This window comes from Oribacterium sp. WCC10, from assembly GCF_900113415.1.
In the GTDB taxonomy this organism is placed as follows: domain Bacteria; phylum Bacillota; class Clostridia; order Lachnospirales; family Lachnospiraceae; genus Oribacterium.
On record NZ_FOPH01000005.1, the window covers coordinates 53,585 to 79,546 of the forward strand.

Genomic DNA, 25,962 nt, shown 5'->3' on the forward strand with positions numbered 1-25,962 from the left:
TCAAAAAATATTTTCTCTATATTTTCAATATCGGCTGAATATACTATAAATATTATCATTTTACAATATTTACGAGCTTTTTAATTGAATGTCAAAAATTTGACAATTTGCGGAAAATATTAAGTTTTTTAGTCATTGGATTGATTTTAAGAATCGAGATGCTATACTCTTATTAATTCATAGATTGTGCCGGTTTTTATATATTTTACCGGCATGTAGCATTGGCCCTTCGCAAAGCGAAAAACTCAATGGGCTGATGTTCCCAAGTGAGGAGGGTAAGATATGAAGTTAAGAAAAGTTTTAGTTTCCGGAATTGCTGCGCTTATGATCGCAGGTTCATCATTCTCAGCTATGGCTGGTCAGTGGATGTCTTACGGTTCAGCATGGTACTATATTCAGGACAACGGACAGTTTGCTACTAACAAGTGGGTTGGCAACTACTACCTTGGTTCAAACGGTGTTATGCTTACAAACACATGGACACCTGACGGCTACTTCGTAGGCGCTGACGGAAAGTGGATTCCAAACGCAGCATCAGCTGACGTAAACAACAGCCTTTCACTTATCGGTGTTTACCAGTGGACATACACAAAGTCAGCAGGTGGCGCAGTTTCTTACGCAACATACACTGATACACGTTCCGTATCTGTAAACAATGATAAGTCTCTTACTGTTATCCAGCAGACAAACGGACAGGGCAACGCTGTATCACAGGTTTCATTCCGTGGAACAAACCAGTACGTAAGTGTTATCAACAATCTTGAGTACACATTCCCGGGAAACGGCGAGCTCATCATCAGATCTACTGACGGAACAGAGATGCACTACGCAAAGATCGCTTAAGAGTATAGGCATTAAGATATAATCACATTTGGTTTCCTTTATCGGGAACTGTTTCATAAAAGAAAGAGGTTCTGAGATATCAACTATCTCAGAACCTCATTTTTTTGCATCTACTGCCTCAGACCACCCTATCATATGTAGACTTTTCCTCATCCAATAAGAAATCTTCATCCAATGAAACCGTACTCTCCGCATAAAGCGTACCTGCACGATGGGCTACCGAAGAGTGATTGATCTTTGCATTACGTAACTCTTCGTTTGTCTTTGCCTGTTTCAAAAGACGTTTATATTCTTTTAATTCACGATCTCTGTTTTCTACTTTACGATATGTCTGCGGATCATACTGCTGAAGATAAGTCTTCTCACTGGCGGTAAGTATATCTCCGTTCGCCACTTTACGCTTCAATGCTTCCAAGCTCTGCTGGTTCGGACGTTCAAACAGGACTTTACTGCTTTCTTTAGTCTCTTCTGATGAACCGTCTTTGAAATCCTTTCGCTCGGACGACTTGTGCGACTCATCAAGCTTATTGTTATTCCTGCTTCTCATCTCTAAATACTGTTGCCATCGACTTTCCGTACTGATTCGTTCAAGGTTATCGTATCTGGCAACACCTTCAACTGCCTGATAACTCATAGGGGTACCTCCTTGTAATAAGCGTGCCGCTCTCCTTCGCAGCTTCAGCTATGATTTTACATAGGTGTGCTAATATTTATTTAAAGTATAATATAAATATTTTAAATAGAAAACCCCTTATATATAAATTTATCGTGTCGACGGTATTTAAATTTTTTAGACAAAATGCTATATTTGTCCATTTTTCTTCTTTAAAGTAAATTTCTCTACCATTTCAACGGCAAATGAAATCGGATAAAGCTGCACCATGGTGGAATGGATCAGATCTCCAATGTCCATCTTAAAAGCAACCTTTACGAACTTGTCCTGTGACGATGAGAAAATCTTCTCAAAAGTTTTAACACTGTCTACATCGATCTTGCATACCTCAGGCGGACTGATGTCAACCATACGATCAAGCAATGCAGCCAGAGACGTTGCCGACGCACCCATCATCTGGTTCATGGACTCTGAAATGGCACTGAGATGAAGATCATTAACCTCCCCCTGATTGTTGGTGCCGTCTCCACCCATCATGAGATCAGTAATAGAGATAACATCCGGCTGCTGGAGTATGAAAACATTGTTTCCGTCAAGTCCCTTTACATAATGAATCTGAACAAAAATACAAGTCTTCTCGTAATCATCCAATGCTTCACTTCTGTTGATGATGCTGACTCCCGGTGTTGTGATATTAACAGGCTGATTTACCATCATACTTAAGTTAGTAGCTGCATTACCCATACTGATATTGGCGATTTCTCCCAAAATATCTTTTTGCTCGTTTGTTAATTCACTCATTAGCGTTCCCTCGATAAATTTATACATGATATATCCGTAGCTATGCACAGACACAGCCGTAGTCTTATATTTATTTATCGGTTAAAGATATATATTCATAAGGTTATTTATGAGAAATTCGAATTCAAAAAGTTCTTCAATGGAGTAGGGAAAACACGCCCACGAGTGACAGCCTTATCACAAAAAAATAAACGCCGATCATTTCCAGACCGGCGCTTCTGTTCATATCTATTTACTTGTAACAGGCCAACTTCTTGACATATGGCCGTCACTGTCAAAAACGTAATTGTAATTGTCTATGACTCTTTGTTCTGATTTCACCTTTTTACCGTTCGGTTCGAAATAGAACCAGTAGTCTATGTACTTACCCTCGGAGTCAACATATACATGAAGCTGCTCCCATCCTGTTATCATGGAACCGTCCTTCCATGTTCCGAAATAGTAATCTGCTTTTGTCCATGCTCCGCTATCCTTATCCTGAAGCTTCACATCACTGCTGTTGACCCATCCATAAAGCATATGTCCATACCGGTCAAATGCATATTTCTTGCCTTCTATAGTGAACAGCTTGTCACTTGTCAGCTTGCCGGTTGTTTTGTATGCCTTACCATCTTTCCCAAAGTAATACCACCAGTACTCAGAATCATGATTCTTTCTTTCACCGGATTCCATGGCCACAGCCTTCCAGCTGTCTGTCATCAGCTTTCCGTTGTAATCCACATAATAGTAGTTTGTTTCCTTGTTAGTCTGCTCCACTATCATCTGGTTTTTGGCAATCACGCCTGTAGAATCCAGATAGAACCAGTATCCGTTGGCCGATTTCCATGTCTCTGTAGCGATACTTCCGTCATCATTTATCCACCGCCAGCTACCGTTTGAATCATCCCAACCGGCAGAAAATGCTGTGAAAGCCATAAGCAGTACCATAGTCCCCATTATCGCACAAGTTCTGACTATACCTTTTAATGTCATATCTACTCACCCCTGTTTGAGTCAAAAAATTGCCCAATATTATTATAACAGTTCAGGCTACAATAATATCGAACAATTTTATTTAAGATAATTTTTTGTCCATGTAGAAAAAGACATATCCTTCTGTTTTATCAAATAGTATTTGGAATAGATTTATCTTGACGAATATAAATGTCAATTCAAATAATAAGTAAGTTTAGGTGGATTATTTCCGCCAATAAAAGGACGCGTGTTACCCGTTTGGAGTACCTTCCAGGCAACTTCAACACGCTTTTGAGGGCCATTCGGAAAAATTGAAACCTGACATACGGCCTTTCTGTAATCAAGTTTTGGATTATAAGCCAATTCACCATTTATTCCGTACAAGACTACACCGCCGTCAAGACTGGCACCTTTTCCATAAGGTTTCAAACCATCATCAATAGACCCATCATAGTTATATTTAGAGAAAACTCCTTTATCAGCTATGTAAATTGCAAAAGCATTGCTTCCGTCAGCACCATCCCCACCGCTGGCCGTATACCACTGCATACCTGCCTTTAATGCAGATTGTTTTCCTGTGACACCCTCATAGTAAAACTGCTGTCCTAAAGATGCTGCTGCTCTCATCGTATGGATATCCACAGTTTCCCTTGATTTTTCAAGATTTTTTTGAAAAATAGGTATGGAAATAGCCACAAGCACACCGATGATTGCAACTATTATCAATAACTCAGCAAGAGTGAATCCTTTTTTATGTCTGCCTTTCAATCTTCTTCCCCCCTCGTGATTAATAAACATACACGAACACGATCATACTCATCTTCAATAAAACACGTAGTTATTCACTTATATTTTAATGTAAATTTGATTTATAATCTATATCCAAAATGTTAAAAAAGTAGAATATTTCTTCCTGTATCAACATATAAAATTATTGTCCATATAAACCTTCACTTTTACTGCATTAATAACAGTTAAGCCGCAGCAGGATTATCAGAAGAGCCTGAGGGAATCTATATAAAACCGTAAAGCAGAGGCGAAAAAAATCAGAATAGGATTCCTTAGTGGTTCATGGTTTCTTTTCCCTTAGCGCCCTCTCCAAGTCAGAGTTTTCATAAAAAAACTGCACCCGGAACACAATCCGGCTGCAGTTTTTGATAATTTGGATTTTGAACAGAAAGATAGTCATGAAGCTCCAGGGTCTATGTAGCACGAACTACTATCACGCAGCGATTATCTCAAGCTGTAGACACCCTCCCCATCCTACACAAGAGAATCCTTATCATACTATCCGCCATAACTTAATCTTTTCATACTCTATATACTCAGGACTACATACCCATCTCGATCGTAGCAGTTGACTTCTCTACCTTTGCAACTTCCTTTATATACTCCTCAGCACCATTGGTGAGGATCCTTCGTAAATCATAGTCGCAAGGCCGGATATAACTCTCATATAGTTCATCTGCGCTTGCATCGTGGTTAAGCTGGATAAATGTCTCCAGCCCGACATCACCATTTTTCACCCTCATAATATGAAAATATCTGGCACTTCCTTCACCCGCTTCAAGCAATGCCTTATTGGTTGTCCTGAGTTCATAATCATAGGACTTTCTTTTGGCAATCCTGTCGAGGTATTTGGAAAACTCCGCAAGAGTATTAACATTAACGAAAGGTGATCTGTGTTCGTTATTCATTTGCCACAAAAAAGCTGCAATGATGTTTTGTTCAGCTATCTTCATCACCATGCCCTCCGAGCATGCAAAAACTCATCCCTGTTCAAATCCAAATCCACTTAGTTGACCAGCCGGTGTATCCTTGAAATACTCCGCTCATCATCTTTTCTATAGTAAATGATACTCAGATACACATCACAGAACTGTCACACAGAAGTATTTTTTTTATTACATTTTTTGACAAAAATCGTACATCCATATCTCACAACATACCCTTCCTTTAATATGTTTTTCAGGTCATGAATCCGATATGGGATTCACCGATAAACCGGTTTTTTCATATATAGTTCCCGTTCCACGTCTATTCTCCTCTATAAACGCATGTTTTTTGTTGTTTATTTCTGACATGCATATGCAGATTTGATTGGTTCCATTGATACATCTCTACACATTTTTCCCGAGTTCAAAACTTTAGTGCACGAAAATACCCTCCTTTCCGGATGTCCGGTAAAGAGGGTACATATCAAACTCAGCGCTTCCTGCATTCTTATCCTATATGAAGTATATGCGTCGCCAGCATGAAATAGATAACCAGCGCCAGTGTATCGATAATAGTAGTAAGCATAGGTGATGCCATAACCGCAGGGTCAAAATTGAACTTCTTTGCAGTCATAGGCAGAACAGCACCTACGATATTGGCAGCGATAACAACCGCTATCATGGTAAGGCATATCACAGATGCAACCAAAGGATCGATCTTGTCCACTACAAGAAGCTTCACAAAATTGGCTGCAGCAAGGGTAACTCCACATACCATAGCCGCTCCGAACTCCTTTCGAAGCACCTTAAATATATCCTTAAACTCGATATCCTTTAGTGAAAGTGCACGGATGATCATGGTAGATGACTGGGATCCTGTATTTCCGCCTGTATCCATGAGCTGCGGGATATATGCGGCAAGAACTATATAAGCCCCCAAAGCATCCTGATAGCTGTTAATGATTCTTCCTGTAAATGTGGCTGAAACCATGAGGAGAAGCAGCCATCCAACTCTCTTTTTCCAGAGATCCATAATGGACATCTTCATGTACGGCACATCTGACGGCACGATAGCTGCCATCTTCTGGATATCCTCAGTTGCCTCTTCCTGAATGATGTCCACGATATCATCCACTGTTATGATACCGACCAGAAGATTCTCCGAGTCAACTACCGGAATCGAGTTGAAATCGTACTTGGATATCACTCTCGCAACATCCTCCTGGTCCATCATTGTATCCACGGAGATAACATTATCCTCCATGATATCTTCGATGAGTTTGTCTTTGGATGAGAGAATAAGTGCTCTCAGTGTCACGATACCTATGAGTCGGCGGCCGTTATCCAGAACATAGCAGGTGTTGATGGTCTCCTTGTCGATACCGGTGCTTCTGATCCTGTCTATAGCTTCCTGCACCGTGAGATTCTTCTTGAGATCAACAAACTCCACGGTCATGATGGATCCTGCAGAATCCTCCGGAAACTTGAGAAGCAGGTTAATGTCTCTTCGTGCATCAGCGCTGACATTGGACAAAAGCTTCTTGACAACCGATGCCGGCATCTCTTCCATCAGATCTGCTGCATCATCGGACATCATGTTGTTGATAATGTTTGTGGCCTCAATGTCAGTCAGCGCGGTAATAATCTCCTGCTCCACATCTCTCGGCAGATATGCAAATACATCCGCCGCCATATCCTTTGGTAAAATCCTGAACACTCTGATACGTGTCTCAGAATCAATCTCTTCAAGAATCGAAGCGATATCAGCCTCATTGAGCTCAGAAAGTCTGTCCCGAAGCTCAAGATACTTCTTCTCCTCGATCAACTCCTTTATATCCATAAGGTTCATAATCAGTCCTCCTTAAGAAATATGCTGTGGTTTTCGAGTTACAATATAAAATTTGATCAATACTTATATCACACCTTTGTCCCGGTATGTCAGACACAAAAACCACCACCTTTCTTAAAAATCATTCAACATATGAACCATCTGCAACTCACGTATGTTAACAGAAAACAAAACATCTTTCAAGTAAGTGCCTACCAAAAAGGCAGAAACCCGTTTTTATAAAAAAATGAGTTAGACCCCATAAAAGAATCTAACTCATGATGTTAACTATAATAGGCAAAATAAAACGGCTAAATACCTAGTGTTTTCTAAGGAACTAAGGTATTTAGCCGTTTCTTTTATTTATGGGGTCGAAGGGACTTGAACCCTCACGTCATGGACACAGGAACCTAAATCCTGCGCGTCTGCCAATTCCGCCACAACCCCTTATGTGGAAAATCCGACACCACTATATGATAGCAAATGCCGGTACAATAATCCACTCAAAATTTCACAATATAAGAAGCAAATACTTTTGATACTTACATTGTCGTATAAGAAAACACTGATTAAAGCATTTCCCTGGCCTGATTTCCAAGGAGAAACACCTATTTTCTTTGATACTCCGTACACCGGCTCCAAGACTAATGAACCTCTGATTTAATCGGTGTTTCACTATAATCCATTATGTACTTCTAAGGATAAAACAGTTCCTTCAATGAATAACCTTTACATTCAATGAAGGAACTGTCTTTTTCAGATGATCTCAACACTCTTATATATATCGCAGTACTTCTTCTCAAAATCCATAACAGGTAACGGTTTTGAGAACAGATATCCCTGATATACATCGCAGCCCATAGAACTGAGTACTTCAAGCTGTTTCATCGTCTCTACACCTTCTGTCACAGTTCCCATACCGAGACGCTTGGCCATGTAGATGACAGAATCAAGTATGATCCTGCTGCGATCCTCATTGGCCGACTTACGAAGGAATCCCATATCTATCTTCACTACGTCAGCCTTTATGTCTTTAAGCATATTGAGGGATGAATAGCCGCTTCCGAAGTCATCGATCTCTACAATGAATCCGGCTTCCTTTAATCTCATGATAAGATCGCTTACTGTAGCCGGATTACGCATTATAACCGTCTCTGTTATCTCCAGATGAAGTTTTGTAGGGTCAATCTCATACTTAGTCACAAGACCGGTTATGACCTCATAAACATCCATAAACTCCATATCTCTCGGAGAGATATTAACAGATATATACAGGTCACGGAATTCGGTATGCCTCCACTCTCTAAGCTTTATGGCTGCAAGTTCCCAGACATACACATCGAGTCTGCTGATGAGATTGGACTTCTCAAGCACAGGAATAAATGCATTGGGCGGAATGACTGTATTGTCATCCTTCTTCCATCTGACAAGTGCTTCACACCCTATAAGCTCCTCACGCTGATTCATCTGAGGCTGAAGATATATCCTGAACTCTCCGTTCTTAAGTGCCTTGTCAAACTGTGTTACTACAGTTTTTTCCATCATGGCCTTTTCCATCATGACCGGATCATAAAATGTATATGCCACAGGTTCCTCGGATATGATGGACTTAAGTGCGATCATAGCCTTGTCACACATAGTATTGACATCATCCGACAGGGAATTCATCTTATAAATTCCTGCCTGAAGTCTAAGTGAATGCTTATCCGATGTGATCTGACTTCTCACAAGGGCTACCATATTGCGATACATGGTCTTGTCAAAATTCTTCTCAGAAACGAAAATGGCAAACTTATCGGCATAAAGACGTCCGTAAATGTCATCAGCATACATAAGAGATCTGATGATACGGCCTGACGTCTTAAGAATAGAATCTCCCACTTTATCTCCCATCATCTGATTAACAAGCTTAAAATCACGAATATTGGTTATGATGAGATAATGGGGTTCGGTATCGTTCTTATGAAGCTTACGGTACTCTTCAACCACATGATAGAAGCCTTCCCTGTTGAGAAGACCGGTCAGCGGGTCATGCATCTGTCTGTATCTGATACCCGCCTTGTTCTTGGAACTAGGAATACAGTCATCTATGATGTATATGGAATTTCTCAATTTATGTTCAGATGTATACAGTTTCTGGCAGATAATGTCATAAACTCTTTCGCCCTCAAGTGATTCATGTGCCTGGCACCAGTTTGAATACTCAAGCTTCTGAGAATATGGATCGATCCAGGCGAGAAACTCCTTTTCAAGTTCCTCACTGCTGGTGACATTAAACATCTCAAAAGCCTTGGAGTTTGCATATGTCAGCCTGTCCTTATCATCGAAACATACAAGGATGAGATTGATAGATCTCATGGCCTGCTGTAATAATGTAACAAGTTTTTCATTTGTTAATGCAGTATCCGTAAATGAATCTCTATATCCTATTAGATTTCCAAAGCGAAAATAAGCATCATCGTTGAACATATATTTCTTCCTTAGTTTAAAAGTTACGGCTTATTAATATAACATAGGTGCGTAATTCTATCCATTATTAATAAAACCGAACTTTAAGTAATTAACGTGTAATTGTATAGATAAATATACTACATAAATGAAAAAAATTAAATCTCTGCTATTTGTTTAATAATTTAATTTTTTTATTACTATCATAACTAATTATTTATCAAATAATTAAAAGCAGATATGCAGCACCAATTATTTCAAAAAAGTTAAGGGATTCGGCAAATCAGAATAATCGCCGTTTGAGTATAAAAAAACACACAATGTGTAATCACATCATGTGTAAAATTCAAATCAAAAGATGAGGCTGACGGGATTCGAACTCGCGACAACTTGATTAAAAGTCAAGTGCTCTACCGACTGAGCTACAGCCTCATGTCCAGGGCCAGTTGGATTCGAACCAACGAATGCAGGCGTCAAAGGCCTGTGCCTTACCGCTTGGCGATAGCCCCACTTTAGCCTGCTGGCTAAGGGTGGGTACCGGAACTCGAATCCGGGATCTCCAGAACCACAATCTGGCGCGATAACCAACTACGCTATACCCACCATATTACGGCCGCTCTCGCGAACCTTTATTGTTGTCTCTCTTAAGAGAGAAATGAGCCAGAAGGGATTCGAACCCCCGACCCACGGCTTAGAAGGCCGTTGCTCTATCCAGCTGAGCTACTGACTCATTCGCTTTTTGTGTGTTGCTCTCTTCAAGCGACTCAGTTATTCTAGCGAATACCCAAGGGAATGTCAACAACAAATTTGAAATTTTTGATTTATTTTTTCAAAAGACTCAGAAACCGCATAAAACCGTGGTTTTTGCCATATAAAAAATAGCTTCCTCCTGAAATAATCTTATTCAACGACACCGAAAGTCATCTGTAACACACAATGTGTAAAAACCCCGATGTTAAATATCTTATTATCTATCCTGGTTTCTACTGAAGTATAACACTGCCAACACTTTCTACTTCGACAATAAGATAAAAATAATAAGTGGAAGCCATACTGACTTCCACTTAATTATACGAAAACTGTTATTCAGTGACTCCATAGTCATACTGACATAGGAAATAATCGCATTTATGAATAAAACTTCTATATCAGTGTGTAAGATCGTATGCTTCCTGGCAAAGCTTTGTGATGCCATCCCAATCCTTGGCAGCAACCATATCCTTCTTACATACCCATGTTCCGCCAACGCTGATGATCTTGTCAAATCCAAGATACTCGTTAACATTGTCGACATTTACTCCACCTGTAGGCATGAACTTAATCTGTGGGAATACGCTTGCAAGAGACTTGATAGTCTTCAGTCCACCGTAGTTTCCTGCAGGGAAGAACTTAACCATTGGAAGGTTATATCTTAATGCATTGGTGATATCTGTTGGTGTACATGTTCCCGGGCAATATGCTACTCCATGTCCGATAGCGCACTGTGCTACTTCATCTGAGAATGATGGTGCTACGATAAACTGCGCGCCTGCCTTGATGGCACGTGTGCACTGCTCACGGTCGATAACTGTTCCTGCACCTACAACTACATTAGGGCACTCCTTAGCGATACGTGCAATAGCATCAGCTGCTGCAGGTGTTCTGAATGTAACCTCAGCCATAGGAAGCTTACCTGCCTCGAGAGCTCTTGCAAGAGGAACCGCATCCTCAACATCATCGATAACTACTACAGGACAAACCTTTACTTCAGCGAGCTTCGCCATAAATTCTTCTTGTGTCATAACATATCTCCTTTATAAATGTTGTGCCGTAAGTTACGGCAACAAAGTCTGTATAAATCATACAAGTGGCAGAAATCCCCACTTACATGTGGCACACAACAATACAGATATTAAGTGCGTCACATACCGCAAACGCTTTTGTGTAACCGCTTACAGAAATCAATTATATATGATTATCATTGTTGTTACAAGAGCAAATTAGCTTTGTATTGTATTTTATTTAACCGGTTTACATATTCTAAAAACAGCCCTTCCGTTTTTCGAAGAAGGGCTAAACCATAAACATTATATAACGTGAGTGTCAACAGTATTTGCCACTCACCGATTAGCGCCAACGTACACATTCGTTTGCTACGTGCAAGCACGTGATTTGGTACTTTTGACCCTTAAATCATTAAATCAATGCATCATCTTTCCAGATATACCTGATGATAGGTGAATTCACCATCCTCACTTATATCTATCACCATATATGAAGGGCGGCGATCCATCTGTCTCGGATAGCTGATAGACCCCGGATTCAGGCATGTGACGCCATTCACAATCTTAAGGAAAGGCCTGTGAGTATGTCCGAACATGGCAATATCACAGCCCCTTGACTTTGCTTCCTCAGAAAGATTGTTGAGATCCATATTCACGCCATAGTAGTGACCGTGAGTCATGAAGCACTTGTGCTTTCCAAACTCCGCCACTATATCCCTCGGCAGTTCCGTAAAGAAGTCATTATTACCCTGAACAAAGTAGCACTTCACTCCATCTCCGGCATACTGCTGTATCATACCCTCTGTTCCCTCGGAATCTCCAAGGTGAATAAGATAATCTATCATCCCGAGACGACTGAGGACCTTTTTCAGATTTTTGTCGTCACGATGAGAATCACTTACGACGAGGATGGTCTGAAAGGGGCGGACAAGTCCGCTTACCTCCTCATTCTCGGGGAATGCTGCCTGATTTATTCCCCTTTTCTTATCATCTGCAAAGACTTTTTTGAGAAGATCTCTCATGGCTCTGAGAGCCTTGCCTCTATGGGACATGCTGTTCTTCTCCTCCGGAGTTAGTTCTGCCGATGTTCTGCCAAGCTCCGGCAGATAAAGGATAGGATCATATCCGAATCCGTTCTCACCCTTTGGCTCATCCGCAATAAGCCCCTCGAATATGCCTTCCGTATGGAAAACACGTCCGTCTGCAAAAACAGCGCAGATATTGCATGTAAAATGCGCCGCTCTCTCATCTCCCTCAGCGAATCTGAGTTCATGGATGATACGGGCATTCTTGACATCATAGGAAGTATCTTCTCCCAGATATCTCGCACTGTAGATGCCGGGAAGTCCAAACATATAGTTTACGCAGAGTCCCGAGTCATCAGACATGATAATGTCATCATCCCTTAGCATACCGTGTGCCAGCATATAGCTTCTGATCCCGGCCGCCTTAAGCTCAGCATTGTCTGCAAATGTCTTGCCCGTTTCCACAGGTTCAAAATCTATGCCCAGTTCACTCTTCGCAACTATATCGTTAGCGACTTCTCCGAGGATCTGTCTTACCTCGATGATCTTGTTTTTATTATGTGTGGCAAAAATAATTCGCATAATTTTGTCTCTTTCTGAATGTATATTCGGGGCATGTATTCTTACATTCCGGTGCTTTTCTTCAGCTGTAATACATATGTACTAATGCAAGTCTCTTCGGCCGAACGACATAAGCGTTCAATCATACTATACCCCCGCATCATTTAATGATACCGCAGAAACAGCAATTCATAAAAGACAAAATCAGAAATTTTTTCAAATATTGATAGGTGAGTGTCAAAACATTTACCACTCACCTATCAGCGCCAATGCACACATTCGTGTGTGATGTGCCGCTGACATCATATCGTGCTCTTTACATCAGCCGAGATACTTTACAAGTGTGGCTCTCACTGCGCCGGCACCTGCGATTTCTTCCTTGAAAAGCTCTTCTATTCTCTCACCGAGACCGACCTGATAGAGATCTGATCCGAAAATGTTTGCATTGGAAAGAACAGGTTTTAACTTATCACCAACAGTCTCAGGTTTTCCAAATTCGATGCCGCTGAGAGCCTCTGTAAGCGAATCAAGCATAGGATCTGATGAGCGCTCAAATGCTTCGCCATTGTCATTTATGCCAAGAAGGTATCTGAGCCAGCCTGCGATGGCAAGAGGGATAGCCTCAAGCTTCTTTGCATCGCCGTACTTTGCAACATAGCTCTTGATGGTCTCGCCGTAACGGATTCCAACCTTCTGCGATGTGTCTGTTGCAATACGCTGAGGTGTATCCGGCATAAACGGGTTAGGAATACGCTCGTTGATGACTTCATTAACGAAAGCCTCAGGTGAGAGGATGCCCGGATCTGTAACTACCGGCATGCCCTCTACAGGTCCGATACGGTGTACCAGTTCCTTTAACTCCTTGTCCTTCATCTCGTCAGCGATAAGGTCATAGCCGAGTACACATCCGTAAACAGCAAGCGCTGTGTGAAGAGGGTTAAGGCAGGTTGTTACCTTCATTCTCTCTACCTTATTGACAGTGTCACGATCTGTCATGTAAACGCCGGCCTTCTCAAGTGCAGGACGTCCGTTAGGGAACTTGTCCTCGATAACGAGATACTGAGGGCCTTCTGCATTAACGAAAGGTGCAATGTAGGTGCGCTTTGATGTGATAACCGGAGCCATATCCTCGATTCCAAGCTTCTCAAGCTCTGCTTCAACGGACTCAGCCGGTCTCGGTGTGATCTTGTCAATCATTGACCATGGGAATGCCACAAACTTCTCATCCTTAAGATATGAAATGAAATCAGCCGGAACAAAGCCCTTTTTCTCCCATTCCTCTGCCATGGTAACGATAGAACTCATAAGCTTCTCGCCGTTATGTGAGCAGTTATCGCAGCTTACGATGGCAACAGGATACTTTCCTGCCTTGAAACGTTCGAAAAGAAGTGCTGTTACGATAGCCATGGCAGCCCCCGGTTTCTCGGGACCGTTGTCGATATCTGCCTGAACGAATGGAAAATACTCGCCGGAAGCATTCTTAAGCGCATAGCCCTTTTCTGTAATGGTAAAGCTTGCCATCTGGAAGTCAGGGTTTGTGAAGATTTCCTTGAGACGGTTCCAGTCAGCCGGAACCTGAGACTGAGCCTTGATGGCTTCAGTAAGGGAACCGATAACCTGCTTCTCTGTTGAACCGTCTGCTTTTAATGTTACGCCCAGTACGAGATTGTCATATGGAGTATATATCTTGTCCACTACATCGAAGTCAAATGTCTCTACACATGTGATTCCCTTATCAAGAGCACCTTCCTCGATAAGTCTGTCAGCAATTCCGCCGATAAAGATACGGAAAATGTTTCCGATTCCGAAGTGTACCCATACAGGTGATTTCTTTGTATTCTCAGCTACCTTTTCAATGTCGTAGGCAGGAAGCTTTACTCCTGCCTTCTGCCATGCTTCTTTGTCCTTTAATCCATCAAGAGTTAAATGCATTTTAGTTTCCTCCAAGTCTCTTCTCACTCTTCTCGATTGCTTCCCAGAGTCCCTGAATGTATGTAGCACCGAGGGCTCTGTCATAGAGGCCGTATCCCGGCATAACACCCGGCTTGCCAACCTCATCCCAGATGTTTCTTCCGTGGTCAGGTCTGATAGGACCATCGAAGCCTGTCTCGTAAAGTGCACGAACGATTTCATACATGTCGAAGTTTCCGTCGCTTGAGATATGGCATGCCTCCTGGAAGTCGTAGTTCTCACGTGATGTATCATTGAATCTTAAGTTTCTTACATGAGCAAAATGTATACGTCCCTTAAGTACACGGATCATGTGAGGAAGATCATTCTCAAGGTTGGTACCGTATGAGCCCGAGCAGAATGTAACACCGTTATGAACATCATCAACTGCCTTCATGAGACGAAGGATGTTTTCCTCAGAGTTAATGATTCTTGTAAGACCGAATACTGACCATGCAGGATCATCAGGATGAATAGCCATCTTGATATCGTACTTGTTACATACAGGCATGATTGCTTTAAGGAAGTATACAAGGTTCTCAAAAAGCTTTTCGCCGTCAACATCCTTGTACATATCGAAGAGGTCCTTGAGCTTGGCCATACGCTCAGGCTCCCATCCGGGAAGAACTGTGCCCTGAGACATCTTCTCCATCGATGAAGCAAGGTCTGAAGGGTCGATGGCATCGATAGCCTTCTGGCTGTATGCAAGAACTGTAGACCCGTCAGGATTCTTACGGGCAAGTTCTGTTCTTGTCCAGTCAAATACAGGCATGAAGTTGTAGCATACAAGATGAATGTCTTCCTTACCAAGATTCTCAAGAGTCTCGATGTAGTTTGCGATGTACATGTCACGATCCTTATCGCCAACTTTTATGGAATCACAAACGTTAACTGACTCGATACCGCTGATGTGAAGACCTGCAGCCTCAACCTCTTCCTTTAAAGCGTGGATTCTCTCCTGTGACCAGACCTCACCGGGAGTTGTATCATAAAGTGTTGTGATAACACCGGTCACTCCGGGAATCTGTCTGATCTGCTGTAAGCTGATGGAATCAAACTTTGAACCATACCAACGAAATGTCATTTCCATAACGAAAATCTCCTTTTTGTATAATGCTTTTTCATTTGAGGGCAGTCGGCGTTGTATTCATCTTCTGTACTTAATTCACATATAAGAAATACCTGCATTGCATTCGCAAAAAACGGTCTTTCATACATGACACAATGCAGAATCAGCTCAATTCATATAGAGCGGATAATACAATGATGTAATACAGGGAAACTTATATCCCGCAGTTCACCGGGGTACATCTCGTAATGAATGACGATATCCTCTGCCTCTCAAAGTGTATACCAGTTTTTACTGTTTCATGGTAATTCGATTTCAGAACATTGTCAACATTGTTTTAATATTTCCACCATATATTTTTTGCTATTCCTGATTTACAATAGCATTGTTTTTATGTATACCACATCGGCTCATTGGAGAAGTCACTTGATTTCAGCTCTTTTTTACTTTATTTTAGATATATATTTGTATACCAGATCGTGAGGTTTCTTATGGACAAGTTGAGCACAAATAAAAGTGATACCAGAAATGATTCCATCGAAGCGCCAAAGCTTCCGGATGAGATTCATTACTATCTATGGAATAAAATCGCAACACTGGAATTAAAACCCGGTGTGAAGCTTAGCGAGTTAGGTCTTGCCGAACAGTTCAAATGCAGCCGTATCCCTGTTCGCGAAGCAGTTCGTCGTCTGAATGTGGAAGGAGCACTTGACTCTCAGCCCCAGAGAGGAAGCTTTGTCAGCAAGATTAACTTTGAGGAAGTCAGAAAGGTTCGTTATCTCAGAGAAGTCCTGGAAACAAGAGTGGTTCTGGACGCCTACGATGCCGGACTTTTAACTCCTCTCATCCCTCTGCTCCGCGGTATGGTGAGGGATCAGAAAAATCTGATTTCCTTTAATGAGCTTGAAAAGCTTACGGAACTTGATACACAGTTCCATGATTTCTTCTATCATTTACAGAATAAGGAATTTGTTCAGTCCCATACGGGAAGACACGACATCCATTACATCAGAGCAAGACGTTTTGCACTGGGAATAGAGCGAAGCGACAAACAGCGCTATGATGACAGCATTAACATAGTTCTTCAGCACGAACGGATGATAGATGCCATAGAGAAGAAAGACAGAACCGCCCTTTCGGATGAGCTGATACTCCACTTCAGGAACATTAACCATACATTGGAAAATATTGTGAATAACGAAGAGTTCAGCGAGTATTTCGAGTGATATGATGGTATGAGTGTCCAAAAGACCGCGGCAAAACAAAATATTGCACATATGTATGCGTGCAACAGCCCTCATGTATTGGTACTTTTTTCTTAGTTAAACGTTTTCGTGACTATAATGTTCACTAATTGACGTTTTCAAATGTTAAAGAATTAATAAATTTGACTAAATTTACAAAAAAGGTATAATTGTATACATCGAATAAAAACTAGATCATTGACAGATGTTGTGTCAGGTTTTCAGCAGCCTGGCATGCAAAGTCAGCCCATTCGCGAAGCGAAAATCCAATGGACTGATGTTCCGGAAAGAGGTACGAAGATGAAGGAGTATTTTGACTTAAAAGGTCAGGTAGCAATTGTTACAGGATGTTCTACAGGTCTTGGTGTTCAGATGGCCAAAGCACTTGCAAATCAGGGTGCATCCATTGTCCCTGTAGCCCGTCGCCAGGATAAGATCGAGGAAGTTGCCCAGGAACTCACCAAAGAATTCGGCGTTGAGACATTACCTATACGTTGTGATATTACAAGCACAGAGATGGTTGAAGAGCTTATAGACAAGGTTCTTGAGAAGTTCGGAAAGATAGATATTCTCATCAACAATGCAGGTACCGGCGCAGTTGCTCCGGCTGAAGATATCACTGACGATCAGTTCTATAACGAAATCAATATCGACCTTTTCGGTTCATTCAGAGTTGCCCGTGCAGTTGCCAAGAAAGCTATGATTCCTGCAGGATACGGTCGTATCATCAACATAGCTTCCATGTACGGTCTTGTCGGAAACAAGATTGCTCCTGCAAGTCCATATCACGCAGCAAAGGGCGGTGTTGTAAACCTTACAAGAGCACTTGCTGCTGAATGGGGCAAGAACGGTATCACTGTAAATGCTATCTGTCCCGGTTATTTCTGGACTCCGCTCACAAAGGAAACTCTTGATTCAGAGTGGTTCAAAGAGTATGCAAAGGGCGCCATCCCTATGGAGCGTTACGGCAAGGAAGGCGAGCTTGATACTACTGCCATCTTCCTTTCATCAAAGGCATCAGCTTATGTAAATGGTGTTATGATTCCGGTTGACGGCGGATACACAGCTATTTAAGAGAATTTTTCATTATTCAAAGGCGGTTCTTCTCGACGAGATGAACCGTCTTTTTAGTTCGAGAAAAGCTTTAATTGCGTTCCCTTAGTATTTTACATAAAACCCTTTCAGATCCGGATATGGTGACACATAAGTCCGGACCAGCATATAATTTTGTGTATTTTCATTGTCTTAAATTATTCAAATAGTATAATAAAGTTGATAAATAATGGCATGATTGTTAACTAATTATGGAGATTTGATCAGAAATGAATAAACCGCGAGGACCATACATTTCTATACAGACAAAGTTTGCTGTTCTGATTCTGGCATGCACTTTGTTCACAACAACGATCATTGGAAGCGTTGGATTAAATGCTTCTGTCAAGCTTGTTGACTCTTCTTCCGTAAAAATCCTGAATCTTACAGCTTCGGATTCTGCCAATTATCTCAATAACAAGATGCACAACATGGAGCAGTTTGTCCAAAGAAATTCAAGATATGCGGCAGCACGGATAGACCAGTGGCAAAGCCTGAAAAAGCCTCTATACAGAAGAAAGTACCTTTCCGATATGGAGGTTGCTTTGGCCTACATGACCAGCTATGATGACAGTATTTTTTCATATTATTTTCAGCTTGATCCTGATATTTCTTCCGGTGTTTCCGGCTTCAGCTATTTCCGTACGGCCAATGAAGACGATTTTATCAAATATCATACTGTCGACTTTACCAATTACGACGAAGAATCTCCGGAAGTCAGTTGGTTCTATCAGGCAAAGTATGCAGGAACCGACCTTTGGATCAGGCCCCACTATGATGAGAACTACGATAATTTCATGATTTCCTACGTTAAACCGGTATACAAAGACGGTGTGTTCATAGGTGTTATGGGAATGGATCTTAATTTCACAAGCATCATTGACTATCTTGACAGTATTGAACCTTATACCGGAAGTGTAGCCGGTCTTGTCGATACAAAAGGGCATGTAGTTCATCACAGATATCTCAAAACAGGAATGAATCTCGGTTCTGTCTCTCCTGAAACCACCAGGATCACCCAGCGTATCAGGACTGAGAATAAGAGTGAAGAGCCGGTTGATTTTCAGTATACCGGAACATCATACAAGGTTATCTGGAGAACTCTTGAAAACAATATGAAGCTGGTGATAACCGCTCCCTCAGATTCCATTAATGCCGAAAAAAGCGCTTTTATAACAAGAATGATATCCGCATCGATCATGATAACACTTGCCTTCTTTCTTCTAACCATGGTCATGGTGCAGCATATCATCAATCCAATAAAGAAGCTCAGGGCTTTCGCCTCCGGAATCTCAGAGGGCAAGCTTGATCTTCAGATGACACCGGAGTCCAACGATGAGATAGGTGATCTCACCGCAAGTGTTTCAAAGAATGCGAAGGAACTTAAGCAATATATCGAACAGGTCAAGGTTCTTGCCTACAGAGATGCTCTTACAGGAGCAAAGAGCAAAATCGCCTATCAGGAGTATGTGAATAATGCTTCCATAATGATGAAAAGTCGCACAAAGCCTTTCTCCATCATTGTTTTCGATATCAACAATCTCAAGAAGGTTAATGATCTTTACGGGCACACTTTGGGTGACCGGTATATCATTAACTGCTGTTACTGTTTCAGGAAGAATTTTATTCACAGTCCGTTTTTCAGAATCGGCGGCGATGAGTTTGTGGTTTTTCTGTACGATACCAATGATTATGATGAGCGTTACGCTATTTTGGAAAATATAGAGCAGGAGATGTTTGCAAAGGATGATCCTGATAATCCGATTGAGAACAGAATCTCTGCGGCTTATGGTATCGCGGATTTTGATCCGGAGACTTCGCCGATGAATATGACTTTTGATGAGCTGTTCGATATCGCGGATGAAAGGATGTACGAAAAGAAGCGTGCGATGAAGGGCGAACTGTAAACCTTGTTCAAGTTTATTTTGAAATGGTACGAAAAATGCAAGTGGCGCGCACCGGCCCACTCGATTGAAAGAACAAACTTTCTTCCATAGTTCGTACTGTTCGCACTAAAGTGCGTACTGTACGAACATGTCAGTCAGTCTGTTCTTTCAACTCGCAAGCCTTGGCGCACATCCCCTTGCTTTTTTCTCACATATATTCCGATGATGCATAACACGCACACCTTCACCGGAGATGAAGAATAAAGTAGGATAACGCCGATGGCATCCTTTTATAAAACGTTAGCTGAGGACACGAAAAATCATAATAGAACCCCTTAGATAAATTTAGTGAATTTTCCTTGACACCCTCGTCAATGCCGGAGTTTTCATCAGGAAAACCCGGCAATTGGCGAGGGCTTAATTTATCTTAGGGGTTCTGTTATAGATTTTTCTTCCGCAAGCTTCCCGTTTTTTAAAGGATGCCTCTGGCGCTATCCTCACAAACAGTTCAACTGCTTAATTTCAATATTTATCAGAAAACAGAATTTCCTTTACGCTTTTGTGACAGTGATCACAATCTTGCCTGTGTAGGTTCCTGCCTTGATGTCTGTCTTCTTACCGTCTACTGTCATCTCCAGCTTATATCCTGAAGGTGCTGTTATGGAAGCATTGTCCTCAATGGTGAGACTTCCAAGGTATGAATCGTGTGTCACTGTCCATACTGAGTCTCCCGAGAATGTTGCACTGATGCCGAAGTTTCCTTCTGCTCCATAATAGTTTCCGTTAAGGCTTGTGGTCTCGCCCTTTGAATTTGTGTAGCTGAGGCCATCAACATCCCAAAGACCGTTTGAACCGTCTGCGAATGAACCTGTAAAGTCAGAGTTCTTAAATGTTACTGTAAGTGATGATGAACGGCTGCCGCTCATGCCTTCAACTACTCTTTCGATGTCACCTTCGTTCCAGATGATGCCTGATGCGTCAGAATCCTCGAAGGTGATTACAGGTGCCGAACCCGCTTCCGATGCTATAAGGTAGTTGTAATCATCGCCGTTTGTATTTTCAAACTTTGAATTTGTAAAAAGAAGGTTTTCACCTGCTGCCTCAAATTCCATCACAGAACTTACAGTTCCGCCGTATGCGCTGCCCACAACAAGGTACGGAACATCTGAATAGTCTGTGGTTCCTGTATAAGCCCCGGCTGAGTAGTTATAATAGGTGTTATCAAGTACAGAGCTTCTTAACTTTGTATCCTCTGTGTATGTCTCACCTGCAATTTCGCTTAATGTCTCAAGAAGTTCCTTCTTTGCAGAATCCGATACATCGTAATTCTCACAAAGCTGTCCGATGGTCATGTCTGCATCACTCATCATATAGTGCATGAGTTCTGTGCTTCCGGATGCCTTCTCCCAGGCGTCTGCAGCGGCCCTGGCCTTTGCACCTGTGATGTAGTTTGACATGCTCTTTGCTGCGCGGACTGTAACATTATCAAAGATTGAAGTTGAATCGGTGTTGATACCTCCGCGGTTCTTGATACCCATGACACCTTCAAGTATCGTGTTCTTCATCTTATAGGTTCCGCCTGATGCGATAACCGCTGCGGCATCAGCCTTTGAAATGAAGCTTGAGTCCTCTGCTGTTATTACGCCGCCTCCGATAACATAAGCGCCGGCTGAACGATTACCGTAAACTGTTGCAGAGAAGTTCTTTACGTCTACAACACCGTTACCGAAGTCATTGGCAAGAGCTGAGGCCTGGCCTACCGAATAGCTGCCGTCGATACCTGTTGTACCGGTAACATCCTCCAGGTAAGCGTATCCGCCGTAAACAACGTCTGCCACGTGATTGTTCCAGCCTTCGAGAGTAAAGTCAGCATTATATACATAAACCGATGCTGTGTCTGACTTCGCATCACTTTCGCCGGTCTTTGTGCCGGAGCCGCCTGCGATGACACCGTTTGCTCCGTCTCCGTTGGCATAGAATGTGCTGGTTTCGCCGTCAGTGCTGCCTACTGTCACGATACCACCGTTTGTTGCATAAAGAAGTGCATTCATGCCCCACTCCATGGCGATCTCAACATTGTAGCTTGAGAGGCCTGTAAGGTAAGACATCTTCGCCCAGTTGGCACTTGCTGTTGAAGTTCCGTTAATGTGTGAAACCGTAATGCTTGCGTAGTCGTCGGCCCAGACAAGAGAACGCTCTTCGTTAGCTTCTGCTCCGATGGCATCGCCGTCCTTTGATGTATCTATGGTAAGGTCATCCTCTTTCACATCCTCGGACTCTCCGCTTGCCTTCACAACACTGTCTGCAAAGCTCAGATATATCGGATTCAGAGTGTCTCTTGCAGTGAGACCGTCAAGATTCTCATTGTCACTCTTTATGACTGTGGAATCATATGAGTAGTTTACTGAGTATGGAGAGTAGTAGATAATGTCTACGTCGCCGTCATTATCAGTATCCTCATAGCTCATGTAACGGTAATTTCCGGAGCCTGTTGCCGGAAATGCTCCGGTTATGGCATCCTTTTCAACCTCTTCACCGGTCTTTACATCGTATGCCTTGACATTCTTGTCAAGAGTCACCTTATCACCGTTAATATAGTAGCCTTCCTCGAACTTGAGCACTGACTTAAGTTTACTGTAGGACTCATCTGACTCAATCTTCTCTTTCAGTTCCTTTGCGTCATCATTTGACAGATACCAGAGAGTCTTTGTAAGGTCTGCCGCCTTAACTTTGTCCTTGAAATCATCAAAGATCTCCACCTTCTCCTCTTCCGCAACATATGCGTCTCCGGAGAATGTTACAGTTGAGCCGGAAACATTAACATCAGTTGCTTCACCGCTGGCACTTACTGCAATTGCAGTGATGTCGTCTGTGCCGATCGAGTAATTCTTGTCAGATGAAACATTAAGGTAGGTTCCACCGGCAATGGCTGCCGATTCTGAATTCTCAAGCTCCACAGTGATAAGCTCTGTACCGCTTGTGACTACGTCCTTGCCACCTGCACGAGTCTTCGTGGTGCTTTCAGGGAGATAAAGGACAGCATTACCGCTTGACTGGAAAGCCGCGTCATCAATGTTTACATCAGGGTTAGCAAATGAAATGATGGTTGCTGTGTTAAGGTCATAGAATGCCCACTCGGAAACCGTTTCCACCGTATCCGGAACGTAAACCGCCATGATCTCACTGTGGTGGCCGAATGCCTGGGCCGAAATCTCTGTCACGGGCGCACCGCCGAGAACTGACGGGATGATGACAACGGCCGAATCCTTACCTGCATAGTAGGTGATGGTACTTGTCACCTTTTTGTTCTCACCCTCTCCCGTTGTGATGACATCAAAGGACCAGTCGCCCTCGGTTACGGAAACCTTTGTACTTGTCTCCTGTGCTCCCGGCATTCCTCCTGGGCCTCCAGGACCGCCCGGGCCTCCGCCAGGCATTCCGTCAGGGGCCTCCCCCGGTGCTCCATCAGGGGCATTTGAGTTTTCCTCCTGTATGCCCGTTCCGGCTTCAGAAGATGTATTATCTTCAGCGGAAGCTGTTGTCGCCTCAGGGATAGAAGTCACGCCGCAGGCAGTAAGACCGGAAGTGCTTAATGCCACAGCCATTACATATGGAAGTACCTTGATATTTTTTCTCTTCATATATGATGTCCTTTCCGAACGCTTTAAAATCATGTGGGTGTCAAAAGCAGTTGCACTCACTGATCATACCTCAGTGCACAGATTAGTGTGAAATGAGCTGCACCGATTAATGTTTTGCAACAAGTTCTCACGTAATCTAACAATTCAATCTGAAAGGAAACTGAAAAAACAATTAAAATAATGAACACATGACGTGAATGTCAAAAGCATTTGCCACTCACCGATTAGCGCCGGTGCACACAAAGTATCATATTCCCAGCCAATAACTTCATGTTATAGCCAGAAGTGCAAAACGCATACAGGCATATCATAAATTTATATCATAACTTATTTTATATGGATTACTTGACGCTTTAAAGTGTTAATGTTACGATAATCGGGCAATCAAATATACGTAGAAGTTATTAGAAAAGTGGTTTCTATTACCGTAGGTTTCATACGGAACCTGCAAAACAGCAAACCTGCCGAAGGAGTAAAACTCTCAGGAGTCTGTAAAGACGGAGACTAATAACGGAGTGAACTCTGGAGAAACTCTTTAAAGAGTGCCGAAGGTGCAAAGGCACAGGACTTGTTCCTGCCCCAATCTCTCAGGCAAAAGGACAGAGATATTCAATGATGTAAAAACTGATCGTATTTGAATTTTATGATACAGCATATCAAGCGCGATAGTACACATAGCGCAGATTAGTGAGTGACCTGACTGTTGACACTCTTATCATTTTATTCTTAATCGACATAGCATTTCGCTCATTATCATTACACCATGATCAATCCCCATAACACTTGTTTTGTGAGGATTCAGTTTCAGGAAAAGCTTTTACAGATCCTTGAGACCATGTTTTCCTGACAGGAGCTGCCGTCATTTTACATCTCAGAAGTGGCAGGTTTATAGTTCAGAACCGGTCATACATATCACCCGCTTATGCGGTATCTCAACACTTTCTCATTTTTCTGTTTATTCCGTATTTTATCATTACTCCTTATATTCTTTTAGCTTCATCATTTTAAAGGGGAGTATGTAATGATGGACGCACTTAACAACATCGTATCGATTCTGGATGACAAAGTATGGTTTATCCTTCTTTTTCTGCTTGTAGGAAGCGGAGTTTATTTTTCCATCCGTACTAATTTCGTTCAGATTCGCAGATTTCCGCATGCGTGGAACAGAGTATTCGGAAATTTTTCCATGAAGGGTGAAGCTTCCGGAAATGACGGAATGAGTTCTTTCCAGGCACTTGCTACAGCAATCGCCGCTCAGGTAGGTACCGGTAATATCGCAGGTTGCGCAACAGCACTTGTTGGCGGTGGTCCGGGCGCAATCTTCTGGATGTGGGTTGCAGCATTCTTCGGCATGGCTACAATTTACGGCGAGGCTGTTCTTGCTCAGAAAACCAAAACCAAGGACGAGCACGGTGAAGTTATCGGCGGTCCGGTCTACTACATTACCAAAGCATTCACAGGCGGGTTCGGAAAGTTCCTTGCAGGATTCTTTGCCGTTATGATCATTCTTTCACTCGGCATCATGGGAAACATGGTTCAGTCAAACTCCATCAGTGATGCATTTTTCAATGCTTTCGGCGCGCCAAAGTGGATCATCGGTGTGTTTGTGGCTATCGTTTCTGCATTTATCTTCGTTGGCGGAATCGGTCGTATCGCTTCTTTCACTGAGAAGGTTGTTCCATTCATGGCAGGTCTTTACATTATTGCAGCAATCGTGATCATTGCCATCAATCATGCCAATATCATCCCCGCTGTGGTTTCTATCTTCACCGGAGCATTTACTCCACAGGCTGTTGCAGGTGCAGGCACAGGTATCACAGTACGTCAGGCACTCCGTCTCGGTGTTGCCCGTGGTCTTTTCTCCAACGAAGCAGGTATGGGTTCAACTCCTCACGCACATGCTCTCGCCAAAGTAAAGAATCCTCAGGAGCAGGGTGAGGTCGCTATGGTAGGTGTATTCGTAGATACTTTCATCGTACTTACACTTACAGCTCTTGTAATCCTCTCATCAGGCGTTCTCGGTTCATCAGTACCTTATGCAGGTGAGATCACCGGTACTCCAGTCGCACAGCTTGCATTCTCAACAGGTTTCGGCGGTTTCGGACCTATGTTCGTAGCCATCTGTCTTCTGTTCTTTGCATTCTCAACCATCATTGGATGGTTCCTTTTTGCAAGACAGAATGTGACATATCTCTTCGGAAAGAAAGCTGTTATTCCTTTCGCTGTTGTTGATGTGGTTTTCATTTTCATCGGATCACTTTTAAAGGTTGAATTCGTTTGGAACCTTCAGGATCTTTTCAACGGAGTCATGGTTATCCCTAACCTTCTCGCACTTATCGTTCTTTCAGGTGCGGTTGCGACACTGTCTCACGGAAAAGACGTGGATCTTGATTCAAAGGAAGAGCGTAAAAGCGCTTAATAAGAAATGATGAAGAACCTGTGGGGCATCCCCTCGCAGGTTCTGTTTTTTTATGTTCAGATATGAAATATGCTTTTTACTTTAATCATTGCAAAAGCCGGTGTCCATCC

General features: G+C 42.5%; 17 protein-coding genes, 5 tRNA genes and 1 riboswitch. Of the genes, 5 read left to right on the forward strand and 17 right to left on the reverse strand.

The genetic code is table 11. From position 1 onward, the window contains the following. Positions 1 to 282 precede the first annotated feature (282 nt). The gene (locus BM294_RS16535; protein ID WP_091205434.1) at positions 283 to 843 is read left to right on the forward strand and encodes a hypothetical protein; all 561 of its coding nucleotides are present in this window, start codon (positions 283 to 285) and stop codon (positions 841 to 843) included. Positions 844 to 961: 118 nt separating this feature from the next. On the opposite strand, the gene BM294_RS05060 is transcribed toward BM294_RS16535, so the two are convergent. The 16 genes from BM294_RS05060 to uxuA form a co-directional block, all read right to left on the reverse strand. Next, entirely contained in the window at positions 962 to 1,477 is a 516-nt protein-coding gene (locus BM294_RS05060; RefSeq protein WP_091205435.1) for a hypothetical protein, read from the reverse strand. A gap of 168 nt (positions 1,478 to 1,645) precedes the next feature. After that, positions 1,646 to 2,257: a flagellar motor switch phosphatase FliY gene (gene fliY / locus BM294_RS05065; protein WP_091205437.1), complete on the reverse strand. Its 612-nt coding sequence runs from the start codon at positions 2,255 to 2,257 to the stop codon at positions 1,646 to 1,648. A gap of 228 nt (positions 2,258 to 2,485) precedes the next feature. After that, the gene (locus tag BM294_RS05070) at positions 2,486 to 3,229 is read right to left on the reverse strand and encodes a PspC-like choline-binding domain-containing protein (RefSeq protein WP_091205439.1); all 744 of its coding nucleotides are present in this window, start codon (positions 3,227 to 3,229) and stop codon (positions 2,486 to 2,488) included. Positions 3,230 to 3,403: 174 nt separating this feature from the next. Beyond that, positions 3,404 to 3,979 carry a prepilin-type N-terminal cleavage/methylation domain-containing protein gene (locus BM294_RS05075; RefSeq protein ID WP_242944424.1) on the reverse strand — a complete coding sequence of 192 codons (576 nt, stop codon included), beginning with the start codon at positions 3,977 to 3,979 and terminating at the stop codon, positions 3,404 to 3,406. 563 nt (positions 3,980 to 4,542) lie between these two features. Then, a complete protein-coding gene (locus BM294_RS05080) occupies positions 4,543 to 4,953 on the reverse strand; it encodes a hypothetical protein (protein WP_091205443.1) in 411 nt (136 codons plus the stop codon). A 481-nt stretch (positions 4,954 to 5,434) separates the two neighbouring features. Further along, complete coding sequence (gene mgtE, locus BM294_RS05085; protein WP_091205444.1) at positions 5,435 to 6,775, reverse strand: magnesium transporter; 1,341 nt, start codon at positions 6,773 to 6,775, stop codon at positions 5,435 to 5,437. A 345-nt stretch (positions 6,776 to 7,120) separates the two neighbouring features. Further along, positions 7,121 to 7,201 (reverse strand) — tRNA-Leu (locus BM294_RS05090). Positions 7,202 to 7,510: 309 nt separating this feature from the next. Next, the gene (locus BM294_RS05095; RefSeq protein WP_091205446.1) at positions 7,511 to 9,223 is read right to left on the reverse strand and encodes a GGDEF domain-containing protein; all 1,713 of its coding nucleotides are present in this window, start codon (positions 9,221 to 9,223) and stop codon (positions 7,511 to 7,513) included. 338 nt (positions 9,224 to 9,561) lie between these two features. Continuing rightward, positions 9,562 to 9,634, reverse strand: a tRNA-Lys gene (locus BM294_RS05100). Between the two features lie 5 nt (positions 9,635 to 9,639). Beyond that, positions 9,640 to 9,711 (reverse strand) — tRNA-Gln (locus BM294_RS05105). 20 nt (positions 9,712 to 9,731) lie between these two features. Further along, a tRNA-His gene (locus BM294_RS05110) sits at positions 9,732 to 9,805 on the reverse strand. Between the two features lie 53 nt (positions 9,806 to 9,858). After that, positions 9,859 to 9,932, reverse strand: a tRNA-Arg gene (locus tag BM294_RS05115). 418 nt (positions 9,933 to 10,350) lie between these two features. Next, entirely contained in the window at positions 10,351 to 10,983 is a 633-nt protein-coding gene (locus BM294_RS05120; protein ID WP_091205448.1) for a bifunctional 4-hydroxy-2-oxoglutarate aldolase/2-dehydro-3-deoxy-phosphogluconate aldolase, read from the reverse strand. A gap of 407 nt (positions 10,984 to 11,390) precedes the next feature. Beyond that, entirely contained in the window at positions 11,391 to 12,572 is a 1,182-nt protein-coding gene (rdgB, locus tag BM294_RS05125) for an RdgB/HAM1 family non-canonical purine NTP pyrophosphatase (protein ID WP_091205449.1), read from the reverse strand. A 300-nt stretch (positions 12,573 to 12,872) separates the two neighbouring features. Then, a complete protein-coding gene (locus BM294_RS05130) occupies positions 12,873 to 14,483 on the reverse strand; it encodes a mannitol dehydrogenase family protein (RefSeq protein ID WP_091205450.1) in 1,611 nt (536 codons plus the stop codon). Position 14,484: 1 nt separating this feature from the next. Beyond that, positions 14,485 to 15,591, reverse strand: a complete 1,107-nt coding sequence (gene uxuA, locus BM294_RS05135; RefSeq protein WP_091205452.1) for a mannonate dehydratase — start codon at positions 15,589 to 15,591, stop codon at positions 14,485 to 14,487. A 470-nt stretch (positions 15,592 to 16,061) separates the two neighbouring features. On the opposite strand from uxuA, the gene BM294_RS05140 reads away from it, so the two are divergent. The 3 genes from BM294_RS05140 to BM294_RS05150 all read left to right on the forward strand — a co-directional run bounded on the left by BM294_RS05140 (position 16,062) and on the right by BM294_RS05150 (position 19,813). Beyond that, positions 16,062 to 16,796 (forward strand): GntR family transcriptional regulator, encoded by a 735-nt coding sequence (locus BM294_RS05140; RefSeq protein ID WP_091205454.1) that lies wholly within the window; start codon positions 16,062 to 16,064, stop codon positions 16,794 to 16,796. A gap of 318 nt (positions 16,797 to 17,114) precedes the next feature. Continuing rightward, on the forward strand, positions 17,115 to 17,888 hold the full coding sequence (locus BM294_RS05145) for an SDR family oxidoreductase (protein WP_091205456.1): 774 nt from the start codon (positions 17,115 to 17,117) through the stop codon (positions 17,886 to 17,888). A gap of 248 nt (positions 17,889 to 18,136) precedes the next feature. After that, the gene (locus BM294_RS05150; protein WP_091205457.1) at positions 18,137 to 19,813 is read left to right on the forward strand and encodes a diguanylate cyclase; all 1,677 of its coding nucleotides are present in this window, start codon (positions 18,137 to 18,139) and stop codon (positions 19,811 to 19,813) included. A gap of 530 nt (positions 19,814 to 20,343) precedes the next feature. Here the strand turns inward: BM294_RS05150 and BM294_RS05155 are convergent. After that, positions 20,344 to 23,433: an autotransporter outer membrane beta-barrel domain-containing protein gene (locus tag BM294_RS05155; protein WP_175494520.1), complete on the reverse strand. Its 3,090-nt coding sequence runs from the start codon at positions 23,431 to 23,433 to the stop codon at positions 20,344 to 20,346. Positions 23,434 to 23,945: 512 nt separating this feature from the next. Beyond that, positions 23,946 to 24,046: riboswitch (glycine riboswitch) on the forward strand. Positions 24,047 to 24,457: 411 nt separating this feature from the next. Between BM294_RS05155 and BM294_RS05160 the strand changes: the two genes are divergently transcribed. After that, on the forward strand, positions 24,458 to 25,852 hold the full coding sequence (locus BM294_RS05160) for an alanine/glycine:cation symporter family protein (RefSeq protein ID WP_091205678.1): 1,395 nt from the start codon (positions 24,458 to 24,460) through the stop codon (positions 25,850 to 25,852). The last annotated feature ends 110 nt before the right edge of the window (positions 25,853 to 25,962 follow it).